This window comes from Streptomyces sp. NBC_00483 (genome assembly GCF_036013745.1).
Classification (GTDB): Bacteria; Actinomycetota; Actinomycetes; order Streptomycetales; family Streptomycetaceae; genus Streptomyces.
Genome location: NZ_CP107880.1, coordinates 10,108,605 through 10,125,249 on the forward strand (window position 1 = coordinate 10,108,605; position 16,645 = coordinate 10,125,249).

Here is a 16,645-nt window from a genome sequence, read left to right on the forward strand (position 1 = left end):
GAAACCCCAGGTCACCGTGTCATCATGCGATGACATCGCTTGATGACATGAACGGGATGAACGTGCAGCCCTCCATACCGACGCCCGCCCCGACCCCTGCCCCGCTCCGCCACCCCCGCGCCCTCGTACCGGTGCTGGTCAGCCTCGGGATGCTGGTCGCCGTCGTCAGCAGCCTCGGCGCGCCGCTGATCCCCACCATCGCCGCCGAGGACCACGTCGCCGTCTCCACCGCGCAGTGGGCGCTCACGGTCACCATGCTGGTCGGCGCCATCGCGACGCCCGTCATGGGACGGCTCGGCGACGGGCCGCACCGCAAGCGCGTCATCCTCGGCGGGCTCGCCGCCGTCTTCGTCGGCAGCCTGCTCGCGGCGCTGCCGGTCGGATTCGCCTGCCTCCTGGCGGGCCGGGCGCTGCAGGGCGTCGGCATGGGCCTCGTCCCGCTGGCCATCGCCACCGCGCGCGACGCGCTGCCGCCCGAGAAGGCGCGCGGCGCCGTGACGACGCTGTCGCTGACCACCGCGGCGGGCATCGGCCTCGGCTACCCGATCACCGGGCTCTTCGCGGAGTACCTCGGCATGTACGCCGGATTCTGGTTCGCGCTCGCCACGGCGGCCGCCGCGTTCCTCGCCGCCCTCCTCGTCGTGCCCAAGCCGCCGCACCGGCCCAGCACCCCCATGGACGTGCCCGGAGCGCTGCTGCTCGCGGGAGGCATGGCGGCGCTGCTCCTCGCGCTCGCCGAGGGGGAGCGGTGGGGCTGGCTCTCCGCTCGCCTGTTGGCCCTCGCGGTCGCGGCGGTGGTCCTCCTCGGCGGATGGATCGCCCACTCGATGCGCTCCACGCACCCCCTCGTACGCGTCCGCCTCGTCAAGGACCGCGGCGTCCTCGTCGCCAACCTGACCACCATGGTCGGCGGCGTCGGCACGTACCTGCTGATCTCCCTGGTGACCCGGTACGTGCAGACCCCCGAGTCCGGCGGCTACGGCTTCGGCGCGTCGATCGTCGTCACCGGACTGCTGCTCGTGCCGTTCTCCGCCGCCAGCCTCGTCACCGGGCGCCTGGTGCGGGCGATGGGCCGGGCCGCGACGCCCGGTCGCATGCTGCCGCTCGGCTGCCTGCTCTCGTTCGGCTCGCTCGTCTGCTTCCTGCTCGCCCGCTCCAGCCTGTGGGGCATCGGTGCGATGATGGCGCTCGCCGGCCTTGGCGTGGGCGTCACCTTCGCCGTCACGCCCGGCCTCATCGTGGGCGGCGTGCCCGCGGCGGAGACCGGCAGCGCGATGAGTTTCAATCAGGTCGTGAAGTACATCGGTTACTCGACGGGCAGCGCGCTGAGCGCCGTCGTCCTGCAGGCATCCACGCCTCTCGGCGCCGTGCTCCCGACCGACGACGGCTACCGCAACGCCGGCCTCGTCGGCTGCGCCGCCTTCCTCGCCACGGGTGTCATCGCCGTCGCGCTCACCCGCGCAGGCGCCCGCCCGCGCCCCTCCGTCGTCGCGGCGGGCGCGGTCGCCGAGGCCCGCACCGAACCGAGCCGCACATGACCGGCGAGGCCCCCGACCGGCGCCGCAGCAGCGCCCGCAGCCGCGAGGCGCTGCTGCGGGCGGCGACCGAACTGTTCTCCGAGCGCGGCTACGACCGCACGACCATCCGCGAGATCGGCGAACGGGCCGGCGTCGACGCGGCCCTCATCTCCCGCTACTTCGGCAGCAAGGCGCTGCTGTACGTGGAGGTGCTGCGCGCCGAACACGGCGACACCGCCCCGGACGACCTCCTCACCGAGCCCCGCCTGCGCGAGGTCGCCGAACGCGCGGAGCGCCGCGGCCCGGTGCCGCTGCTGCGCGTCGCCGTCCAGTCCTCGAGCGACCAGGCCGCGCAGGACGCCGCCCGCGCCGCCCTCCAGGCCCGGCTCGTCGAGCCGCTGCGCGCCCGCTTCACCCGCGAGGGCCGCGACCAACCAGGACTGCGCGCCGACGTCCTGGTCGCCTCGGTCGCCGGAGTGCTCCTCGCCCGCCACTCCGGCGCCTTCGACGACCTGGCGGACGCCGACCTCGACGCGATCGTCGACGTACTCCTGGAGGCGTGGGGAGGCGCCTGACCCGGCACCTTTCACCCGAGTGGCGGTATTCAAACCGCCTCGCCCTGCGCCGAGCGCCCAGGCGCGTGAGCCTCGCAAGTAACTGACCGTACTTTCGAGGTGGTGGAGATGCAGGAGATGCAGACGAGAGCTCTCGTTTCAGAATTTCTCGGCACGTTGCTGCTGGTGTTCTTCGCCGTCGGATCAGCGGTCCTGGGAGCCCAGTTCATCGGCACCCTCGGCATCGCCCTCGCCTTCGGCTTCACCCTGCTCGCCCTGGCCTACGCCCTCGGCCCGATCTCCGGCTGCCACGTCAACCCGGCCGTGACGCTGGGCATGCTCTGTGCCCGCCGCATCGACGTCGCGACCGCCGTCCGCTACTGGATCGCCCAGTTCGTCGGCGGCATCGTCGGCGCGGCCCTGCTGTTCCTGCTCGCCAAGCAGGTGCCCGGCCTCAAGACCGACGGGGCCTTCGGCTCCAACGGCTACGGAGACCGCTCCGACGTGCACATCAACATGGGCGGCGCGTTCCTCGCCGAGGTCGTCCTGACGTTCCTCCTCGTGTTCGTGGTGCTCGCCGTGACCCACCGCGTGGCCGTGGTCGGCTTCGACGGACTGCCCATCGGTATCGCCCTCGCGGTGATCCACCTGGTCGGCATCCCGCTCACGGGTACGTCCGTCAACCCGGCGCGCAGCCTCGGCCCGGCGATCTTCGCCGGTGGCGACGCGCTCTCCCAGCTCTGGCTGTTCATCGTGGCGCCCCTGGTCGGCGGCGTGATCGCGGCCCTGGTCCACCAGCTCACCCACCCCACGGGCGAGGAGCGCACCATCGCCGACGAGGCGTCCGCGGCCTGAGCGGATGACGGGCGGCCGGGGAAGCGGGAGCAGGAGCGGCGACCCCGGCCGAAGGGAGCGATCGTGAGCGAGAAGGACCGGCTGCGAGACGACACATGACCGGCCTCCTCGACACGCTCCCGCCCGAACTGGAGAAGCGCGTCCGCGACGCGGCTCCCGGCGTGGAACTCGCGGCCTCGCCGATGCTCGCGACGCTCAGCGACCGCCGCGAGTTCGCGAAGGGCTGGATCTTCGAACGGAAGCTGGACGGAATCCGCGTCCTCGCCGTCCGGGAGAACGGCCGCACCACGATCCGCTCTCGCTCGGGCCGCCGCCTCGACGTCACGTACCCCGAGATCGTCGAGGCCCTCGACGCGCAGGACGCCGCGGACTTCACCGTCGACGGCGAGATCGTCGCGTACGAGCACGGCCGCACCGACTTCTCCCGCCTCCAGCAACGCATGGGGCTGACCAGACCCCGGGACGTCGCGGCGAGCAACGTGGCGGTGAAGTACTACGTCTTCGACCTGCTGCGGATCGACGGCGCGGACGTACGCCGCCTTCCGCTGCGCACCCGCAAGTCCCTGCTGCGCCAGGCACTCACCTTCACCGACCCCCTCCGCTTCAGCACCCACCGCAACGAGGGCGGCGCCGAACTCCTCGCCGACGCCTGCGAGCGCGGCTGGGAGGGACTCATCGCCAAGCGGGCCGACAGCACGTACCAGCCGAGCCGCTCCGGCGACTGGCTGAAACTGAAGTGCGCCCACGGGCAGGAGTTCGTGGTCGGCGGCTTCACCGAACCCACCGGCAGCAGGGAGGGCATCGGCGCGCTGCTGATCGGCTACTACGAGGGCGACCGGCTGCGCTACGCGGGCAAGGTCGGCACCGGCTTCGACCGGCGCACCCTCCGCGCCCTGCGCGCGCAACTCGACGAACTCCAGCAGCCCCGATCGCCGTTCACCGACCGCGTCGCCGAGCGCACCGCGCACTGGGCGCGGCCACGGCTCGTCGCGCAGATCGAGTTCTCCGAATGGACCCGCGACGGCATGCTGCGCCACCCCCGCTACCAGGGACTGCGGGACGACAAGGCCCCGACCGACGTCGTCAGGGAGCACACGTAACCAGGGTCGACGACAAGAAGGTGCTGTGCCTGCGGCGGGCCGTCCGAAGGCAGGGGCGGGGGCATAGATACAAGCTTGTATCTATGCCTGTTAGGGTCCAGGCATGCCCCGGACACAGCCCCAGCAGTCCCCGCCCCAGCACGCGAAACCCGCCTCGGCGGCCACCACGGTCTACGCGGTCACCAAGGAGCTGATCCTCACCGGCGAGCTCCCCGGCGGCAGCCTCATCAGCGAGGGGGAGATCGCCGAGCGCGTGCAGGTGAGCCGGACTCCCGTACGGGAGGCGTTCCTGCGCCTCGAGTCCGAGGAACTGCTGAGGCTGCATCCCAAGCGCGGCGCCGTCGTCGTGCCCGTCCCGCCGGGGGAAGCGGCGGACGTCCTGGAGATGCGGCAGGCCGTCGAGCAGTCCGCCGCCGAACGCATCGCGCGCGTCGGCCTCACCCCCGAGCACGAACAGCGACTGCGTGAACTCATCGCCCGCCAGCGGGAGTTGGCGGCAGAGGGCGACGTACGTGCCTTCGCCGTCGCCGACGAGGCCTTCCACCGCGGTGTCGTGGAGGCCTCGGGGAACGGGATCGCCGCCCGCTTCTACGAGACCCTCGGCGACCGGCAACGCCGCATGAGCGTCTCCGCGCTCGGCCACAGGCCCGAGCGGCTGCCCGGCCTCGCCGACGAGCACGAGGCGCTGCTCGACCACCTCGGCGCCCGGGACGGCGCCGCGTTCGCCGAGGCCCTGCGCGCCCACCTGGCCGCCACGCACGGCCACCAGCACTGAACAAACCCGCACCACCCACCCCTGAAAGAGCCCTGCCCTCACCATGCTCGACACGCACACCACCCAGCAGCCGGCCGAACCAGCGGCTGCTCCCGTCCGGTCCGGCCAGTGGATGACCGTCGCCGCGGCGATGTTCGTCTGCGGCTGGGGCGGCAACCAGTTCACGCCGCTCCTGCTCATGTACCGCGAACTGGGCGGCTATTCGACACTCAGCGTCGACGCCTTCCTCGGCGCCTACGTCGTCGGACTCGTCCCCGGCCTGCTGCTCGCCGGGCCGATATCCGACCGACGCGGACGACGCCCGGTGATGATCGCCGGAACCCTCGCCTCCATCCTCGCGAGCCTCGTCCTGTGCTTCGGCGAACACAGCGCCTGGCCCATCTACGTAGGCCGTCTGATGACCGGCGTCGCCGTCGGCATCGCCATGGCCGTCGGCAGCAGCTGGGTCAAGGAACTGTCGACCGGGGCGGACACCGGGGCCGCCGCGCGCCGCGCCTCCCTGTGCCAGACGGCCGGCTTCGCCCTCGGCGCGGGCGTCGCCGGCGCTCTGGCCCAGTGGGGCCCCTGGCCGATGGTGACGCCGTACGTCGTCCACATCGTGCTCACCGCCGCGGTCCCGGTGCTCCTGCTGCGCATCCCGGAGACGCGGACCGCGGTGCGCGGCGCGGCGGGCTCGCTCCGCGCGCTGCTCGGTGACCTCGCCGCCGACCTGCGCATCCCCGCCCCCGCCCGCCGCCGCTTCCGCTGGGTGGTGCTCCCGATGGCGCCGTGGGTGTTCGGCGCGGCGGGACTGGCGTACGCCGTCATGCCGCAGCTCGTCGACAACCGGGTCGGGCACTGGGGCCTCGCCTACGCGACCGCGCTCACGGTCCTGACCCTGGGCACCGGCGCCGCCGTGCAGCCACTGGCCAAGAAGCTCGACAGCCAAAAGGGCCCGCGCGGCGGACGGGCGCCGGTCGCGGCCATGTCCGTCATGCTGCTCGGCACCGTGCTGTGCGCCGTCAACTCCGCCGTGCTGTCACCGTGGCTGGCGGCGGCCGCAGCCGTCGCGCTCGGCGCCGGATACGGCATCGCCGTCGTCTCCGGGCTCCTGGAGATCCAGCGGATGGCGGGACCCGACGACCTCGCGGGCCTGACCGGCATCTACTACACGCTCGCCTACTCCGGGTTCCTGCTCCCCACCGTCCTCGCGACGCTGTCGGCGTGGCTGCCCTACTCGGTGATGCTCGGCGCGATCGCCGTCGTCGCCCTCGCCTGTCTCGTGCTGGTCACCGTCGGCGGGCGTGCCACCCGGGAGGTCACCGGCCCGGCTCGTACGTGAGCTGCTTGACCTGTCGCACGAAGAGGGCGCTCTCCACGGACTGCACGCCGGAGAGCGCCCCGATGCCCTCGCTCACGTACGTGTACAGCTCGCGGGTGTCGCGGTGCACGGTCGCGGCGAACACCCCGGCCACCCCGGTCACCGCCGCGGCGAACCGGACCTCCGGGTGCGCCGCGAGGGACTCGCCCACGGAGGCCAGCGCGGACGGGGCGACGGTCAGCCACAGCGCCGCCATCACTGAGCGGCCGAGCAGTTCGTGGGTGTGCTGTACGTCGAAGTAGAGGACGCCGCTCGACCGCAGCCGGTCCAGGCGGCGCTTGACGACCGACTCCGACTGGCCGGTGGCCGCCTGGAGTTCGGTCAGCGCCACCCGGCCGTCCCGGCGGAGCAGGGCCAGGAGGGTCTCGTCGACCTCGTCGGGCACCGGGGTCGGAGCGGACGGTTCTGCGGACGGCGCCCGCAGCGCCGCCTCCTGCTCCGCGTCGAGCGCGTTGATCTTGTTGAGCCAGCCGACCGGGCCGCCGTAGAAGGGATGCAGAACGCACTGCGCGGTCGCCGACGTGACGAGCGGCGTGCGCTGGAGACGGGCCAGGAGCAGCTCGTCCTCCTGCCCGCCGCGCGGCCTGATCGAGCACAGCACTTCCGTGCCCCCGGAGAGCAGACCCACGTACGACGTGTCGGGCCGCCGCGCAAGGGCGCCCGCCAACTGCTCCGCCCCGTCCGGCGCACAGCGCAGCCGGACCAGCCAGCTGCTGCGCCCGAGCAGCGCCTCGTCGGTGACGCCGAGGACCCGCAGGCCCACGCTCCCGCGCAGCCGCCGGAACCGGCGGGCGACGGTCTGGTCCGAGACACCGAGGACGGCCGCGATCCGGCTGAACGGGGCCCGCCCGTCGAGCTGCAGGGCCTGCAGCAACTGCAGGTCGAGTGCGTCGAGCACGTGCGGCTCCGGGGGCGTGGTCATGACTGATGGGCGTACGCGTGATCGTAAAGGAGCCGGAAGGACGGCGGGCCGCGGCACCCTCGGAAACGGACGAGCCCGGGACCGCGTGACGCGGTCCCGGGCTCGTTTGCTTCCCCTCAGCCGTGCGGGTGCGCCAGGTCCAGGTCGAGTGCCTCCACCGCGCGGCCGTTCACGGACACCGCCCGGGTCGAGGCCGGGTACCCGCTGGCGACCAGCGAGTACTCACCCGCGTCCAGATCGCCGAAGGCGTACGCGCCGTCGGAGCCGGTGGTCGAGGTGCCCACCACGTTCCCGGCCGCGTCCAGCAGCGTCACGCGTGCGTCCGACAGCGGGCGGAGCTCCGCCTTCGTACGGATCCGACCCTCCAGGCGGACGCCCGGCCGGAGCGCGATGTCCGGCTGGACGGTGGCGGACTTGGCGGCCAGCGCTGCGACGGCGGTCGGCCGGAACCCTTCGGCGGTCACGGAGATCGTGATCTCGCCCTCGGCGATGTCCCCGAAGACGTAGCCTCCCGAGGCGTCGGTGATGCCGGTCGCCAGGACGTCGCCGCGGGCGTCCGTCACGGTGACGACGGCCTGGGCGAGGGGGAGCTCGTCGTCCGCGCCGACGACCTTTCCGGTCATGCTGCCCGCGCCGGACAGCAGGATGTCGTGCTCCGTCGGACGGTCGGCGAGGACGAGGTTCGTCGCGTGCGGGTGGTGGCCGTCCGCCGTCGTGATCAGCACATGGGCGCCGGGCCCGGGAACCGGCAGGCGGTAGTGCCCGTCGGCCCCGGCGACGGCGCGCGCGAGCTGCCGGCCCGTGGGCGAGATGAGGGTGAGCACGGCACCCGCCAGGCCCGCGCCCGCCGCGTCGCGCACGGTGCCGGACAGAGCGGGCTCGGTGGCGTCCACCGCTTCGACCGGCTCAGGTGCAGGTGCGGTCCGAGGCGCCGACTTGGGCCGTCGCAGCAGCACCGCACCGACCAGCGCCGCGAGCACGGCCAGCGAACCGGCCACGATCAGGCACAGCTGCATCCCGTCGAGGAACGACTCGGACAGCGCGCCGAGCGCCCGCCCCCGGTCCGCCCCGAGGTCCAGCTGGGCGACCGCACCGAGCCCCTGCGCCTCGGCCGCACCGACGACCCGCTCCGCCACGGACCCGGTGACCCCGGCATCGGCCAGGTGCTCACCCAGCGAACCCGTGGACTTCGACGTGAGCAGCGCGCCGAGGATCGCCGGACCCAGCGCGCCGCCCACCTGCCGCAGCGCGTTGTTGCCCGCAGCGGCCATGCCCGCCAGGTGATGCGGCACGGAGGACACGGCGGTCGCCGTCATGGGCGTGACGACGAGACCCATCCCGAGCCCGAGCAGGGCAAGACGCCAGGCCATCGGGCCGAACGAGGTGTCGGCGGTCAGCGATGTCAGGGAGAACAGCGCGCCAGCCGCGCACAGCAGACCGACGCTGATCAGCACGCGCGGCGAGATCCGGTGCATCACACGCCCGGCCACCGGGCCGACGAAGAAGCACACCCCGGTCACCATCAGCAGCCGGTACCCGGCGTCGAGGGTGTCGAGCTGCTGCACCATCCCGAAGTAGAGGCTGAGCACGAAGAAGAACCCGATGAGCCCCATGAAGGTGATCATCGCGATCAGGCTCGTCGCGCTGAATCCCGCGCTGCGGAAGAGCCCCAGGTCGAGCATCGGACTGGCGCTGCGCAACTCGAAGACGACGAAAGCGATCAGGCCGACCACGGCGAGCCCCAGCGCCACCAGCACGCGGGTGTCCGTGAAGGAGCCGGCGCCACCCTCGATCACCCCGTACACGAGCGCCGTGATGGCGACGGTGGCGGTGATCTGCCCCGGCCAGTCGAGCGCCCGGGCATGCGGGGCGCGGGACTCCGTCACAAGCCGGGCGGCGACCGCCATGGCGATCAGCGCCACGGGTATGGACGGCAGATAGATCCAGCGCCACTCCTGGTGGGCCAGGATCACGCCCGAGATGAGCGGGCCGACGGCCAGCGCCGCCATCAGGGACGACGCCCACAAACCGACGAACTTGCCGCGCTCACGCGGATCGGGCACGGCCTGGCTGATCATCGCCAGCGTCGTCGGCAGCAGCGCCGCCGCGCCGATCCCGGCCAGCGCCTGACCGACCCACACCACCTCGACCGACTGCGCGCACAGCGCCGTCGCGGCGCCGATGGCGGTGAACGCCAGGCCCGCCTGGAACACCTTCTTGCGCCCGTGCACATCGCCGAACACGCCCGCCGTCAGGATGAGCGCCGCCATCGGCAGGACGAACGCGTCCGACACCCACGACAGCTCCGAGGTGGACGCGCCCAGCGCGCGCTGGATCGCCGGGAGACTCACCGACACGGAGGTCACCGGCAGATAGGCGACGAACACCCCGACACAGGCCATGACGAGGGTGACGGCCCGCCGCTCCTGTGTTCCGTTCGCCGTTGTCGCCACGTTCACGAAGCCCCTCTCCTGCGGCGCAGTGCGCCGCGCTCGACTTTCCGACCTGGTGAACCCTCCGTCCTCGGGCGGCATCGGGGCCAGCCAGGGTCGCCGAACCCCGGAAAACCGATGCCGGGGTGCCCGGATCCACGGATTTCCGACAAGCCGCAGGCCATGCGTGCGCACCTCTTCTGGACACACGAACTTCACGCGAACCTTCGGACACACGAAAGGCCCCCGGCGACAGGTCGCCAGGGGCCGTGGACGTTCTTGCGCGGTGCGGGTCAGCCCGCCACCGCGTCCGGTTCGGCCGCCACCTGCGCGGCCTCGCCCGTGAGCCGGGTGACCGCGTCCTGCATGTGCGCGTCGAGGAGCATGAGGAGGCGGTCCTCGTCCTCGTCGCGCATCGCCTCGATCAGCTCCGCGTGCTCCTCGACCAGCGCGTCCGGATCGGGGTGGTCGTCGGTGAGGACCGACAGGCACATCCGCGTCTCCACGAACAGGGTCTGCGCGATGCGCTGCAGGCGCGGGCTGCCGGACTCCTCGACGAGCACCTGGTGGAAGTCCATGTCGGCGGCGCTCAGCGCCGCCTCGTTGCCGCGCCGCGCCGCCGACTCCATCCTGCGGTGCACCTTCTCCAGGTGGTTCGCGGTGGTCTGCGGGTCCTGCTGCAGCACGAGACGGCAGGCCGCGGACTCCATGGCGGTGCGCGCCAGATAGATGTCGCGCACGTCGTCCTCGTCGAGGCGGGTCACGAAGACGCCGCGGTGCGGTGCACTGACGGCGATGCCCTGCTGCACGAGGCGTTGCAGTGCCTCGCGCAGCGGACCCCGGCTCACGCCGAGCTGGCCCGCCAGCTCGGCCTCGCCGAGCTGGGTGCCCGGCGCCAGGGTGCCGTCCATGATCGCTTCGGTGAGCCGGGCGGCGATGACGGTCGCCGCGGGTTCACGCTTGACCGGTCGCAGCGTTTTCGCAGTGGCCATATTAAGTTCGGTCCTCTGATCAGCGCGGCCGCCGCCTCAGGCGGTCGCGGGGGTCGGGGAATGGGGTGTGCGGGAGAGCCGGAACAGCGAGCCGAGGCCCTCGCGCGGCGTCTCGTCGCCCGCGAGTCGCAGGCCTTCCCAGGCGGTGACCTGGTTGGCCGTCAGGACGGGCTTGCCGACGGCCTCCTCGAGGTCGTCGAGCCAGGCGGCGCTGTGCAGCGCCGTGTCCGGCAGCAGGATCGCCTCGGCGTCCGGGTGGTCGTTGTCCCGCGCCAGTTCGATGACCTGCTCGCGGCCCAGCGTGCCGACCTCGGCGGCGGTGATGATGCCCTGCCCCGACACCGAGACGACCTCGGAGCCGTGGTGCTCAAGGAACCGGACGAAGTAGCCCGCCACGTCGTCCGGGTACGTCGCGGCGATCGCCAGGCGGCGCACCCCGAGCGCCTGGACGGCGTGCGCGAACGCGAAGGACGTGGAGGAGGCCCGCTCGACCGGAAGGCCCGCCGCCTCGGCGAGTTCGGCGACCTGCTTGCGGGCGCCCTCGGGGCCGAAGATGAAGCTGGCGCTGGTGCACGACCAGATCACCACGTCCTGCGGCTGGGCGAGCAGCTCACCGAGTGCCGCCTTGAGACGGTGCGTGGAACCCATCTCCAGGAGGTCGTCCACCCGGTGCGCGTCCACGCCGATGTCCGTGTGGACGAGCGTGAGCCGGGCTCCGCCGCCGATCATCCGCTCGAGGCGCGGGTAGTCGTCCTCTGCGGAGAATCCGGGGTACAGGAACCCGACTCGGGTGGTCTTCTCGCTCATGCTTTCGACGTCCTTTCGTGCAGGCAGTGTACCGGGAATCCGGTCAAATGTAGATTGTTGACAGTACGAAGAGCAGCAGCGCCACGGGTGTGGCGCTGCTCAGGGGCCGGGGCCCAGGGGGTCAGCCGAGGTCGAGGTCCGCGATCGGCTCGTCCGGGGGAGCGGCCGCGGTCGGCTCGGGCGCGGCGATCTGCTCCCAGTCGGCGGCCTCCCGCACGACGGCCGCCGCGGCGGCGGGCGGCGGGGGAGCGATGCCCCGACCGAGGTAGGGCGCGAGCGCCGCACGGGCCGCCGGGTCGATCAGCGACTGGTAGTCACCCGCCGCGTCGGCGCCCGCGTGCCGCAACGCGGACCACATCGTGACCTGGTTCGCGGAGATCACCGGGATCCTGAGCTCCGCCTCCAGCTGCGGGATCACGTCGTACGTGGACAGGTTGGTGCAGCTGATGAAGAGGCAGTCGGCGTTGGTCAGGTCCGCGGAGCGGGCCAGCTCGACCACGTTGCGGTAACCGACCTTCCAGATCTCCCCGGTCAGGCCCATGTACTGGCGGCCGACCACGTCCACGTCCGCCTCGCCCAAGAAGTCGGCGAGCGAGTCCGTCAGCGACGCGGTGTACGGCGTGATGACGCTGACGCGGCGCGCTCCCAGCTCGCCGAGGGCCTCGAGGAGCGCCCCGGATGTGGTGACGGAGGGGGCGCCGCCGGCCGCGCCGCTCATGGACACGCACATCGCACGTTCGTGCGCGGTGCCGCCGACGAAGCTGCCGGATGTGCAGGCGTACGCGTAGGACGCGGGCCGTACCGCGTCGAGCGCCATGACGGCGTTGTGCAGGGTCTCGTGCTCGCTGATCAAGCGAGCCATGTCCACGCTGACCTCCACGGGAACGTACGGGGTGCGGGTCAGGTGGAGGGAGATCTCCTCGGGGGTCCAGCGCCACAGCTCGCGATCGAGCGCGAAGTCGAACGGGGCGACTACGCCGATGCCGAGCTGCGGGACGGGTCCGCCGAAGGTCGTGATGTCCAATGCAGTGCCCCTTCGTGGCTGCACGCGTACGAGAAGCGGTCCGTACGCCTGAGGTGGACGTGTAATGGCAGGTGGTGCGAGGGGGAGAGGTGTTTTGCCGGACGGTCCACGGGTAGCAGAGTGGGCCCGCGGTTCGCCTGTAGATTGTTGACAACGTAAAGATCGGCTGCTTAGCGTGTCAATCCCCTACGCGGGGCGGCTCGTTCGTCGTGGTGAAAGCCTCGGTAAAGAGCCGGGGAATTCAGCCCAGGGGATGGCCCTTCCCCAGCCCTTACGGGGCTTCGTCCCTCCATGGTCAACCCTCGTACCGCACCTCGCATACCGTCCGCTCCAATCGTCGCCGCATTCGTCGGGCGACCAGAAGGACCGCCGTGCCGAAGACCGAGAAATCCCGCGTTCTGGTGCTTGCCGACCACCGGCCGAACGGCCTGGAGGAGGTGGCCGACCATGCCGAGCTCGTCTGCATCCCCGAGGACCGTCTCGCCGCGGAACTCCCGCACGCCGACGCGCTGTTGGTGTGGGAGTTCGGCACCGAGGCGCTGCCCGGCGCCTGGCCCGAACACGGCGGACCGCGCTGGGTGCACACCGCGAGCGCCGGCGTCGACCGGCTGATGTTCCCCGCCCTGCGGGACTCGGACGCGATCCTGACGAATTCGCGCGGCGTCTTCGAACAGCCCATCGCCGAGTACGTCGCGGGCCAGATCATCGCCCTCGCGAAGGACTTCGCCGGCACCTACGAGCGGCAGCGCGACCACGTCTGGCGGCACCGGGTCACCCAGCGGGTCTGGGGGACGCGCGCCGTCGTGCTCGGCGGCGGGCCCATCGGCCGCGCCGTCGTGCGCACCCTGCGCGCGCTCGGCATCGAGACCGACCTGGTCGGACGCACCCGCAGGGAGGGCGACCCCGAGGTCGGCACGGTGCACGCCTTCGACGAGCTCGACGCGCTGCTCACGCGCGCCGACTGGGTGGTCTGCGCGGCGCCGCTTACCGAGCAGACCCAGGACCTGTTCGACGCGGCCACCTTCGCCCGAATGAAGCGCGGCGCCCGCTTCGTCAACGTGGGGCGCGGCCCGATGGTCGTCGAGAAGGATCTGCTCTCCGCCCTGGAAGAGGGCCAACTGGGTGGCGCGGCGCTCGACGTGTTCCGGGAGGAGCCGCTGCCCGCGGACAACCCGCTGTGGGACGCACCCAACCTGCTGGTCTCCCCGCACATGTCGGCCGACACCGACACCTGGCTCGACGACCTCGCCGAGGTCTTCGCGGACAACTTCACGCGCTGGCGCGCGGGCCGCCCGCTGCGCAATGTCGTGGACAAGGAACTGGGCTACGTACCGGTCGCGGACGCCCCGCAGGCCGCAGCAGAGGAGGGCTCCCGATGACGAGCACGACCGACGCCACCCCCGCGACCGCCACCAGCACCCCCGCTCCCCAGGAGCCGTACGCGCTGACCGCCACCGAACTGCTCGCCGCCTACGAGAGCGGCGACCTGTCCCCGGTCGAGGCCACCGTCTCCGTGCTCGACCGCATCGAGTCCGTCGACCCCAAGCTCAACGCGTTCTGTCTGGTCGACCGCGACGAGGCGCTCGCGCAGGCGAGGGCGAGCGAGGAGCGCCGCCGGCGTGGGGAGGCCCTCGGCCTCCTCGACGGCGTGCCGACGTCCATCAAGGACCTGATGCTCACCAAGGGCCACCCCACGCTGCGCGGCTCGCTGTCCATCGCGGCCGACCGCGAGTGGGACGAGGACGCGCCGTGCGTCGCCCGGATGCGGGAACAGGGCGCCGTGTTCGTCGGCAAGACGACGACGCCGGAGTTCGGCTGGAAGGGTGTCACCGACAACCCGTTGACCGGCGTCACCCGCAATCCGTGGGACCCGTCGACCACGGCCGGCGGCTCGTCGGGCGGCAGCGCGTCGGCTGTCGCCGCGGGCATGGCCCCGCTGTCCATCGGCACGGACGGCGGCGGCTCGGTGCGGATCCCGGCGGCCTTCTGCGGCATCTTCGGCATGAAGCCCACGTACGGGCGGATCCCGCTCTACCCGGCGAGCCCGTTCGGCACCCTTGCGCACGCCGGGCCCATGAGCCGCACCGTCGAGGACGCCGCCCTCCTGATGGACGCCATCACGGGCTTCGACAGCCGCGACTGGTCGGCCCTCGACGCCCCGCACGGCAGCTACCGGGCCGCCGTCACCGAGGCCCTCACCGACGGCTCCCTGCGCGGACTGCGCATCGCCTACGCCCCGACCCTCGCGGGCGCCCCCGTGGACCCGCAGATCGCCGAGCGTGTCGCCGCCGTGGCCCGGCTCCTGGCCGACCTCGGGGCGGATGTCGAAGAGGCCGACCCGGGCTTCTCCGACCCCGTGGAGGCGTACCACACGCTGTGGTTCGCCGGCGCGGCCAAGGTCGTCGAGCACCTGGGCGCCGAGCAGTTCGCCCAACTGGACGCCGGGCTCCAGGAGGCGTGCCGCGAGGGCGCCGCGAAGAGCGCGCTCGACTACCTGGGCGCCGTCGACACGCGCATGGCGCTCGGCGTGCGCATGGGGCGCTTCCACGAGACGTACGACCTGTTGCTCACGCCCGCGGTGCCGATCCCGGCGTTCGAGGCGGGCGTCGAGGTGCCGGCCGGCAGCGGGCACAAGCGGTGGACGGGCTGGACCCCGTTCACGTACCCCTTCAACCTCACGCAGCAGCCGGCCTCCACGGTGCCCTGCGGCGTGACCGACGCGGGCCTGCCGGTGGGCGCGCAGCTGGTCGCCGCGCGCCATGGCGACGAGCTGGTGCTGCGCGCGTCGGCGGTGCTGCACGCGGCGCTGCGCGGGTCCGGGGTGGTGGACACGGCGCCGGTCGGCTGAACATCAAGCCCCCGGCGAGACCCGACACGCGCCGTCAGGACGGGGTTCCGGGCGCGCCCTTGGATTCCAGGTGGCCCAACGGGTGGGCGCCCGCGGTGAGTTCGGTCCGGGCCGCCGCCCAGTCGGCGTCGCCGAGGTCGAGCGCATGGCGCAGGTAGGCCGTCGTGACGCGCCGGACCAGGGCGACGTGCGCGGGGTTCTCGTCGGTCGTCTCCGCGGCCTCGTATCCCGAGATGCCGCCGAGGAAGTGCTCGGCCCCGAACAGGGTCAACAGGCTCTTGTCACCGGGGCCGAGCGTGTACGGGTCCGTCGTCCAGTCCGCGCCCCGGACGGTCATCGGCAGCTCGTCCTTGTCTCCCGCGACGACCAGCGCGGGAGCGCTCATCCGCGTGAAGTCGGGGTGCCGCAGCCAGGGAAGGTGCTCGGCGGCGTAGGGCGTCAGGGAGTCGCCGCCGCTCCCGGCCGTGGCAAGGAGCACGCCTGCACGCACGCGTGGATCGGACAGATCCTCCGCCACCCCGGTCACCGGATCCCCGACCCGCAGCCCGAGCAGCATGCCGGCCGTCTGCCCGCCGAAGGAATGCCCGGCCACAGCGATACGCCTCTGATCCAAGCGGCCCCGCAGACCGGGAACGGCCGCTTCGAGCACGTCCAAGTGATCGAGCACGATCCTCATGTCCTCGACGCGATACCGCCAGGTCCGGGGCCCACGCGAGTCGTCCGCCGCGAGGCCGAGCGTCCTGGAGTCGAGATGCGTGGGCTGGACGACGACGAAGCCGTGCGCGGCCCAGTGGTCGGCCAGCGGCCCGTAGCCCTCCAACGACGAGCCGAAGCCGTGCGCGAGGAGAACGACCGGCAGGCCCCGCCCGGCCACCGGCGCGGTGACGCGCACGCGCAGGCCTCCGTCGTGGTGCGGCGCAGGAAGCACCACCGGCTTGACCGAGACGATGGGCGTGGGTGCGGGTGCGGGTGCGTTGTCCCGGGATTCCGGGAGGTCCAAGGTGTCCATGCGCGTACGCTAAAACCTGACGTCTACGTCAGAGGCAAGGCCTGGCGTCGGGCCGGCCAGGGAGGCGCACGGGTGCCTATCGGAGAGCTCGCCGCCAGGACCGGCGTCAGCGTCCGGGCGCTGCGCTACTACGAAGAGCACGACCTGCTCGCCGCGGAGCGCAGCCCCAGCGGGCAACGGCTGTACGCGCAGGACGCGGTCGACCGGGTCCTGCTCATCCAGCAGCTCTACGCCGCCGGCCTGTCGAGCCGCACCATCGTCGAGCTCCTGCCGTGCGTCGTCGACGGCAACGCCACGCCCGAACTGCTCGACCGCCTGTCGACCGAGCGGGACCAGATCGACCAGAAGATCGCCGAGTTGGCCGCCACCCGCAGCCGCCTCGACTCCGTCCTCGCCGGCGCCACGAAGAACCTCCGCACCGGCCGGTCCTGCCGCGGATCGGCGCCGTAA

At 72.4% G+C, this 16,645-nt stretch carries 15 protein-coding genes; 9 read left to right on the forward strand and 6 right to left on the reverse strand.

Annotated elements, in window-relative coordinates; genetic code table 11:
* The first annotated feature begins 29 nt into the window (after positions 1 to 29).
* The 6 genes from OHA73_RS45145 (at position 30) to OHA73_RS45170 (ending at position 6,122) form a co-directional block, all read left to right on the forward strand.
* Positions 30 to 1,538, forward strand: coding sequence for an MFS transporter (locus OHA73_RS45145; RefSeq protein ID WP_266725317.1), 1,509 nt, complete (start codon positions 30 to 32; stop codon positions 1,536 to 1,538).
* Positions 1,535 to 2,092, forward strand: coding sequence for a TetR/AcrR family transcriptional regulator (locus OHA73_RS45150; RefSeq protein WP_266725318.1), 558 nt, complete (start codon positions 1,535 to 1,537; stop codon positions 2,090 to 2,092). The genes OHA73_RS45145 and OHA73_RS45150 overlap by 4 nt, the downstream gene beginning before the upstream one ends.
* A 117-nt stretch (positions 2,093 to 2,209) precedes the next feature.
* Positions 2,210 to 2,926 (forward strand): MIP family channel protein, encoded by a 717-nt coding sequence (locus tag OHA73_RS45155; protein WP_266725319.1) that lies wholly within the window; start codon positions 2,210 to 2,212, stop codon positions 2,924 to 2,926.
* Between the two features lie 95 nt (positions 2,927 to 3,021).
* Positions 3,022 to 4,026: a non-homologous end-joining DNA ligase gene (gene ligD, locus OHA73_RS45160; protein ID WP_327658343.1), complete on the forward strand. Its 1,005-nt coding sequence runs from the start codon at positions 3,022 to 3,024 to the stop codon at positions 4,024 to 4,026.
* A gap of 103 nt (positions 4,027 to 4,129) precedes the next feature.
* On the forward strand, positions 4,130 to 4,801 hold the full coding sequence (locus OHA73_RS45165; RefSeq protein WP_327658344.1) for a GntR family transcriptional regulator: 672 nt from the start codon (positions 4,130 to 4,132) through the stop codon (positions 4,799 to 4,801).
* Positions 4,802 to 4,844: 43 nt separating this feature from the next.
* Positions 4,845 to 6,122 carry an MFS transporter gene (locus tag OHA73_RS45170; RefSeq protein WP_327658345.1) on the forward strand — a complete coding sequence of 426 codons (1,278 nt, stop codon included), beginning with the start codon at positions 4,845 to 4,847 and terminating at the stop codon, positions 6,120 to 6,122.
* Here OHA73_RS45170 and OHA73_RS45175 read toward each other — a convergent pair.
* From OHA73_RS45175 to OHA73_RS45195, 5 genes are all read right to left on the reverse strand, one after another.
* Positions 6,100 to 7,083, reverse strand: a complete 984-nt coding sequence (locus tag OHA73_RS45175) for an Lrp/AsnC family transcriptional regulator (RefSeq protein ID WP_266725325.1) — start codon at positions 7,081 to 7,083, stop codon at positions 6,100 to 6,102. The genes OHA73_RS45170 and OHA73_RS45175 overlap by 23 nt on opposite strands.
* Before the next feature lie 116 nt (positions 7,084 to 7,199).
* Positions 7,200 to 9,542: a DHA2 family efflux MFS transporter permease subunit gene (locus OHA73_RS45180; RefSeq protein ID WP_327658346.1), complete on the reverse strand. Its 2,343-nt coding sequence runs from the start codon at positions 9,540 to 9,542 to the stop codon at positions 7,200 to 7,202.
* Positions 9,543 to 9,808: 266 nt separating this feature from the next.
* Complete coding sequence (locus OHA73_RS45185; protein ID WP_266725329.1) at positions 9,809 to 10,507, reverse strand: GntR family transcriptional regulator; 699 nt, start codon at positions 10,505 to 10,507, stop codon at positions 9,809 to 9,811.
* Positions 10,508 to 10,543: 36 nt separating this feature from the next.
* The gene (locus OHA73_RS45190; RefSeq protein WP_266725331.1) at positions 10,544 to 11,314 is read right to left on the reverse strand and encodes a maleate cis-trans isomerase family protein; all 771 of its coding nucleotides are present in this window, start codon (positions 11,312 to 11,314) and stop codon (positions 10,544 to 10,546) included.
* Between the two features lie 121 nt (positions 11,315 to 11,435).
* Entirely contained in the window at positions 11,436 to 12,338 is a 903-nt protein-coding gene (locus OHA73_RS45195; protein ID WP_327658347.1) for a maleate cis-trans isomerase family protein, read from the reverse strand.
* Positions 12,339 to 12,709: 371 nt separating this feature from the next.
* On the opposite strand from OHA73_RS45195, the gene OHA73_RS45200 reads away from it, so the two are divergent.
* Together OHA73_RS45200 and OHA73_RS45205 are read left to right on the forward strand one after the other, a co-directional pair.
* The gene (locus tag OHA73_RS45200) at positions 12,710 to 13,717 is read left to right on the forward strand and encodes a D-2-hydroxyacid dehydrogenase (RefSeq protein WP_327658348.1); all 1,008 of its coding nucleotides are present in this window, start codon (positions 12,710 to 12,712) and stop codon (positions 13,715 to 13,717) included.
* Positions 13,714 to 15,186 (forward strand): amidase, encoded by a 1,473-nt coding sequence (locus OHA73_RS45205; RefSeq protein WP_327658349.1) that lies wholly within the window; start codon positions 13,714 to 13,716, stop codon positions 15,184 to 15,186. Before OHA73_RS45200 ends, OHA73_RS45205 begins: the two co-directional genes overlap by 4 nt.
* Before the next feature lie 34 nt (positions 15,187 to 15,220).
* Here OHA73_RS45205 and OHA73_RS45210 read toward each other — a convergent pair whose 3' ends face one another.
* On the reverse strand, positions 15,221 to 16,195 hold the full coding sequence (locus OHA73_RS45210; protein WP_327658350.1) for an alpha/beta hydrolase family protein: 975 nt from the start codon (positions 16,193 to 16,195) through the stop codon (positions 15,221 to 15,223).
* 72 nt (positions 16,196 to 16,267) lie between these two features.
* Between OHA73_RS45210 and OHA73_RS45215 the strand changes: the two genes are divergently transcribed.
* Positions 16,268 to 16,645 (forward strand): MerR family transcriptional regulator, encoded by a 378-nt coding sequence (locus OHA73_RS45215; RefSeq protein ID WP_327658351.1) that lies wholly within the window; start codon positions 16,268 to 16,270, stop codon positions 16,643 to 16,645.

Excerpts from the sequence above, each read along its gene's own strand:
- OHA73_RS45145 (WP_266725317.1), top strand. The coding sequence starts at position 30 with ATGACATCGCTTGATGACATGAACGGGATGAACGTGCAGCCCTCCATA.
- OHA73_RS45150 (WP_266725318.1), top strand. The coding sequence starts at position 1,535 with ATGACCGGCGAGGCCCCCGACCGGCGCCGCAGCAGCGCCCGCAGCCGC.
- OHA73_RS45155 (WP_266725319.1), top strand. The coding sequence starts at position 2,210 with ATGCAGACGAGAGCTCTCGTTTCAGAATTTCTCGGCACGTTGCTGCTG.
- ligD (WP_327658343.1), top strand. The coding sequence starts at position 3,022 with ATGACCGGCCTCCTCGACACGCTCCCGCCCGAACTGGAGAAGCGCGTC.
- OHA73_RS45165 (WP_327658344.1), top strand. The coding sequence starts at position 4,130 with ATGCCCCGGACACAGCCCCAGCAGTCCCCGCCCCAGCACGCGAAACCC.
- OHA73_RS45170 (WP_327658345.1), top strand. The coding sequence starts at position 4,845 with ATGCTCGACACGCACACCACCCAGCAGCCGGCCGAACCAGCGGCTGCT.
- OHA73_RS45175 (WP_266725325.1), bottom strand. The coding sequence starts at position 7,083 with ATGACCACGCCCCCGGAGCCGCACGTGCTCGACGCACTCGACCTGCAG.
- OHA73_RS45185 (WP_266725329.1), bottom strand. The coding sequence starts at position 10,507 with ATGGCCACTGCGAAAACGCTGCGACCGGTCAAGCGTGAACCCGCGGCG.
- OHA73_RS45190 (WP_266725331.1), bottom strand. The coding sequence starts at position 11,314 with ATGAGCGAGAAGACCACCCGAGTCGGGTTCCTGTACCCCGGATTCTCC.
- OHA73_RS45205 (WP_327658349.1), top strand. The coding sequence starts at position 13,714 with ATGACGAGCACGACCGACGCCACCCCCGCGACCGCCACCAGCACCCCC.
- OHA73_RS45210 (WP_327658350.1), bottom strand. The coding sequence starts at position 16,195 with ATGGACACCTTGGACCTCCCGGAATCCCGGGACAACGCACCCGCACCC.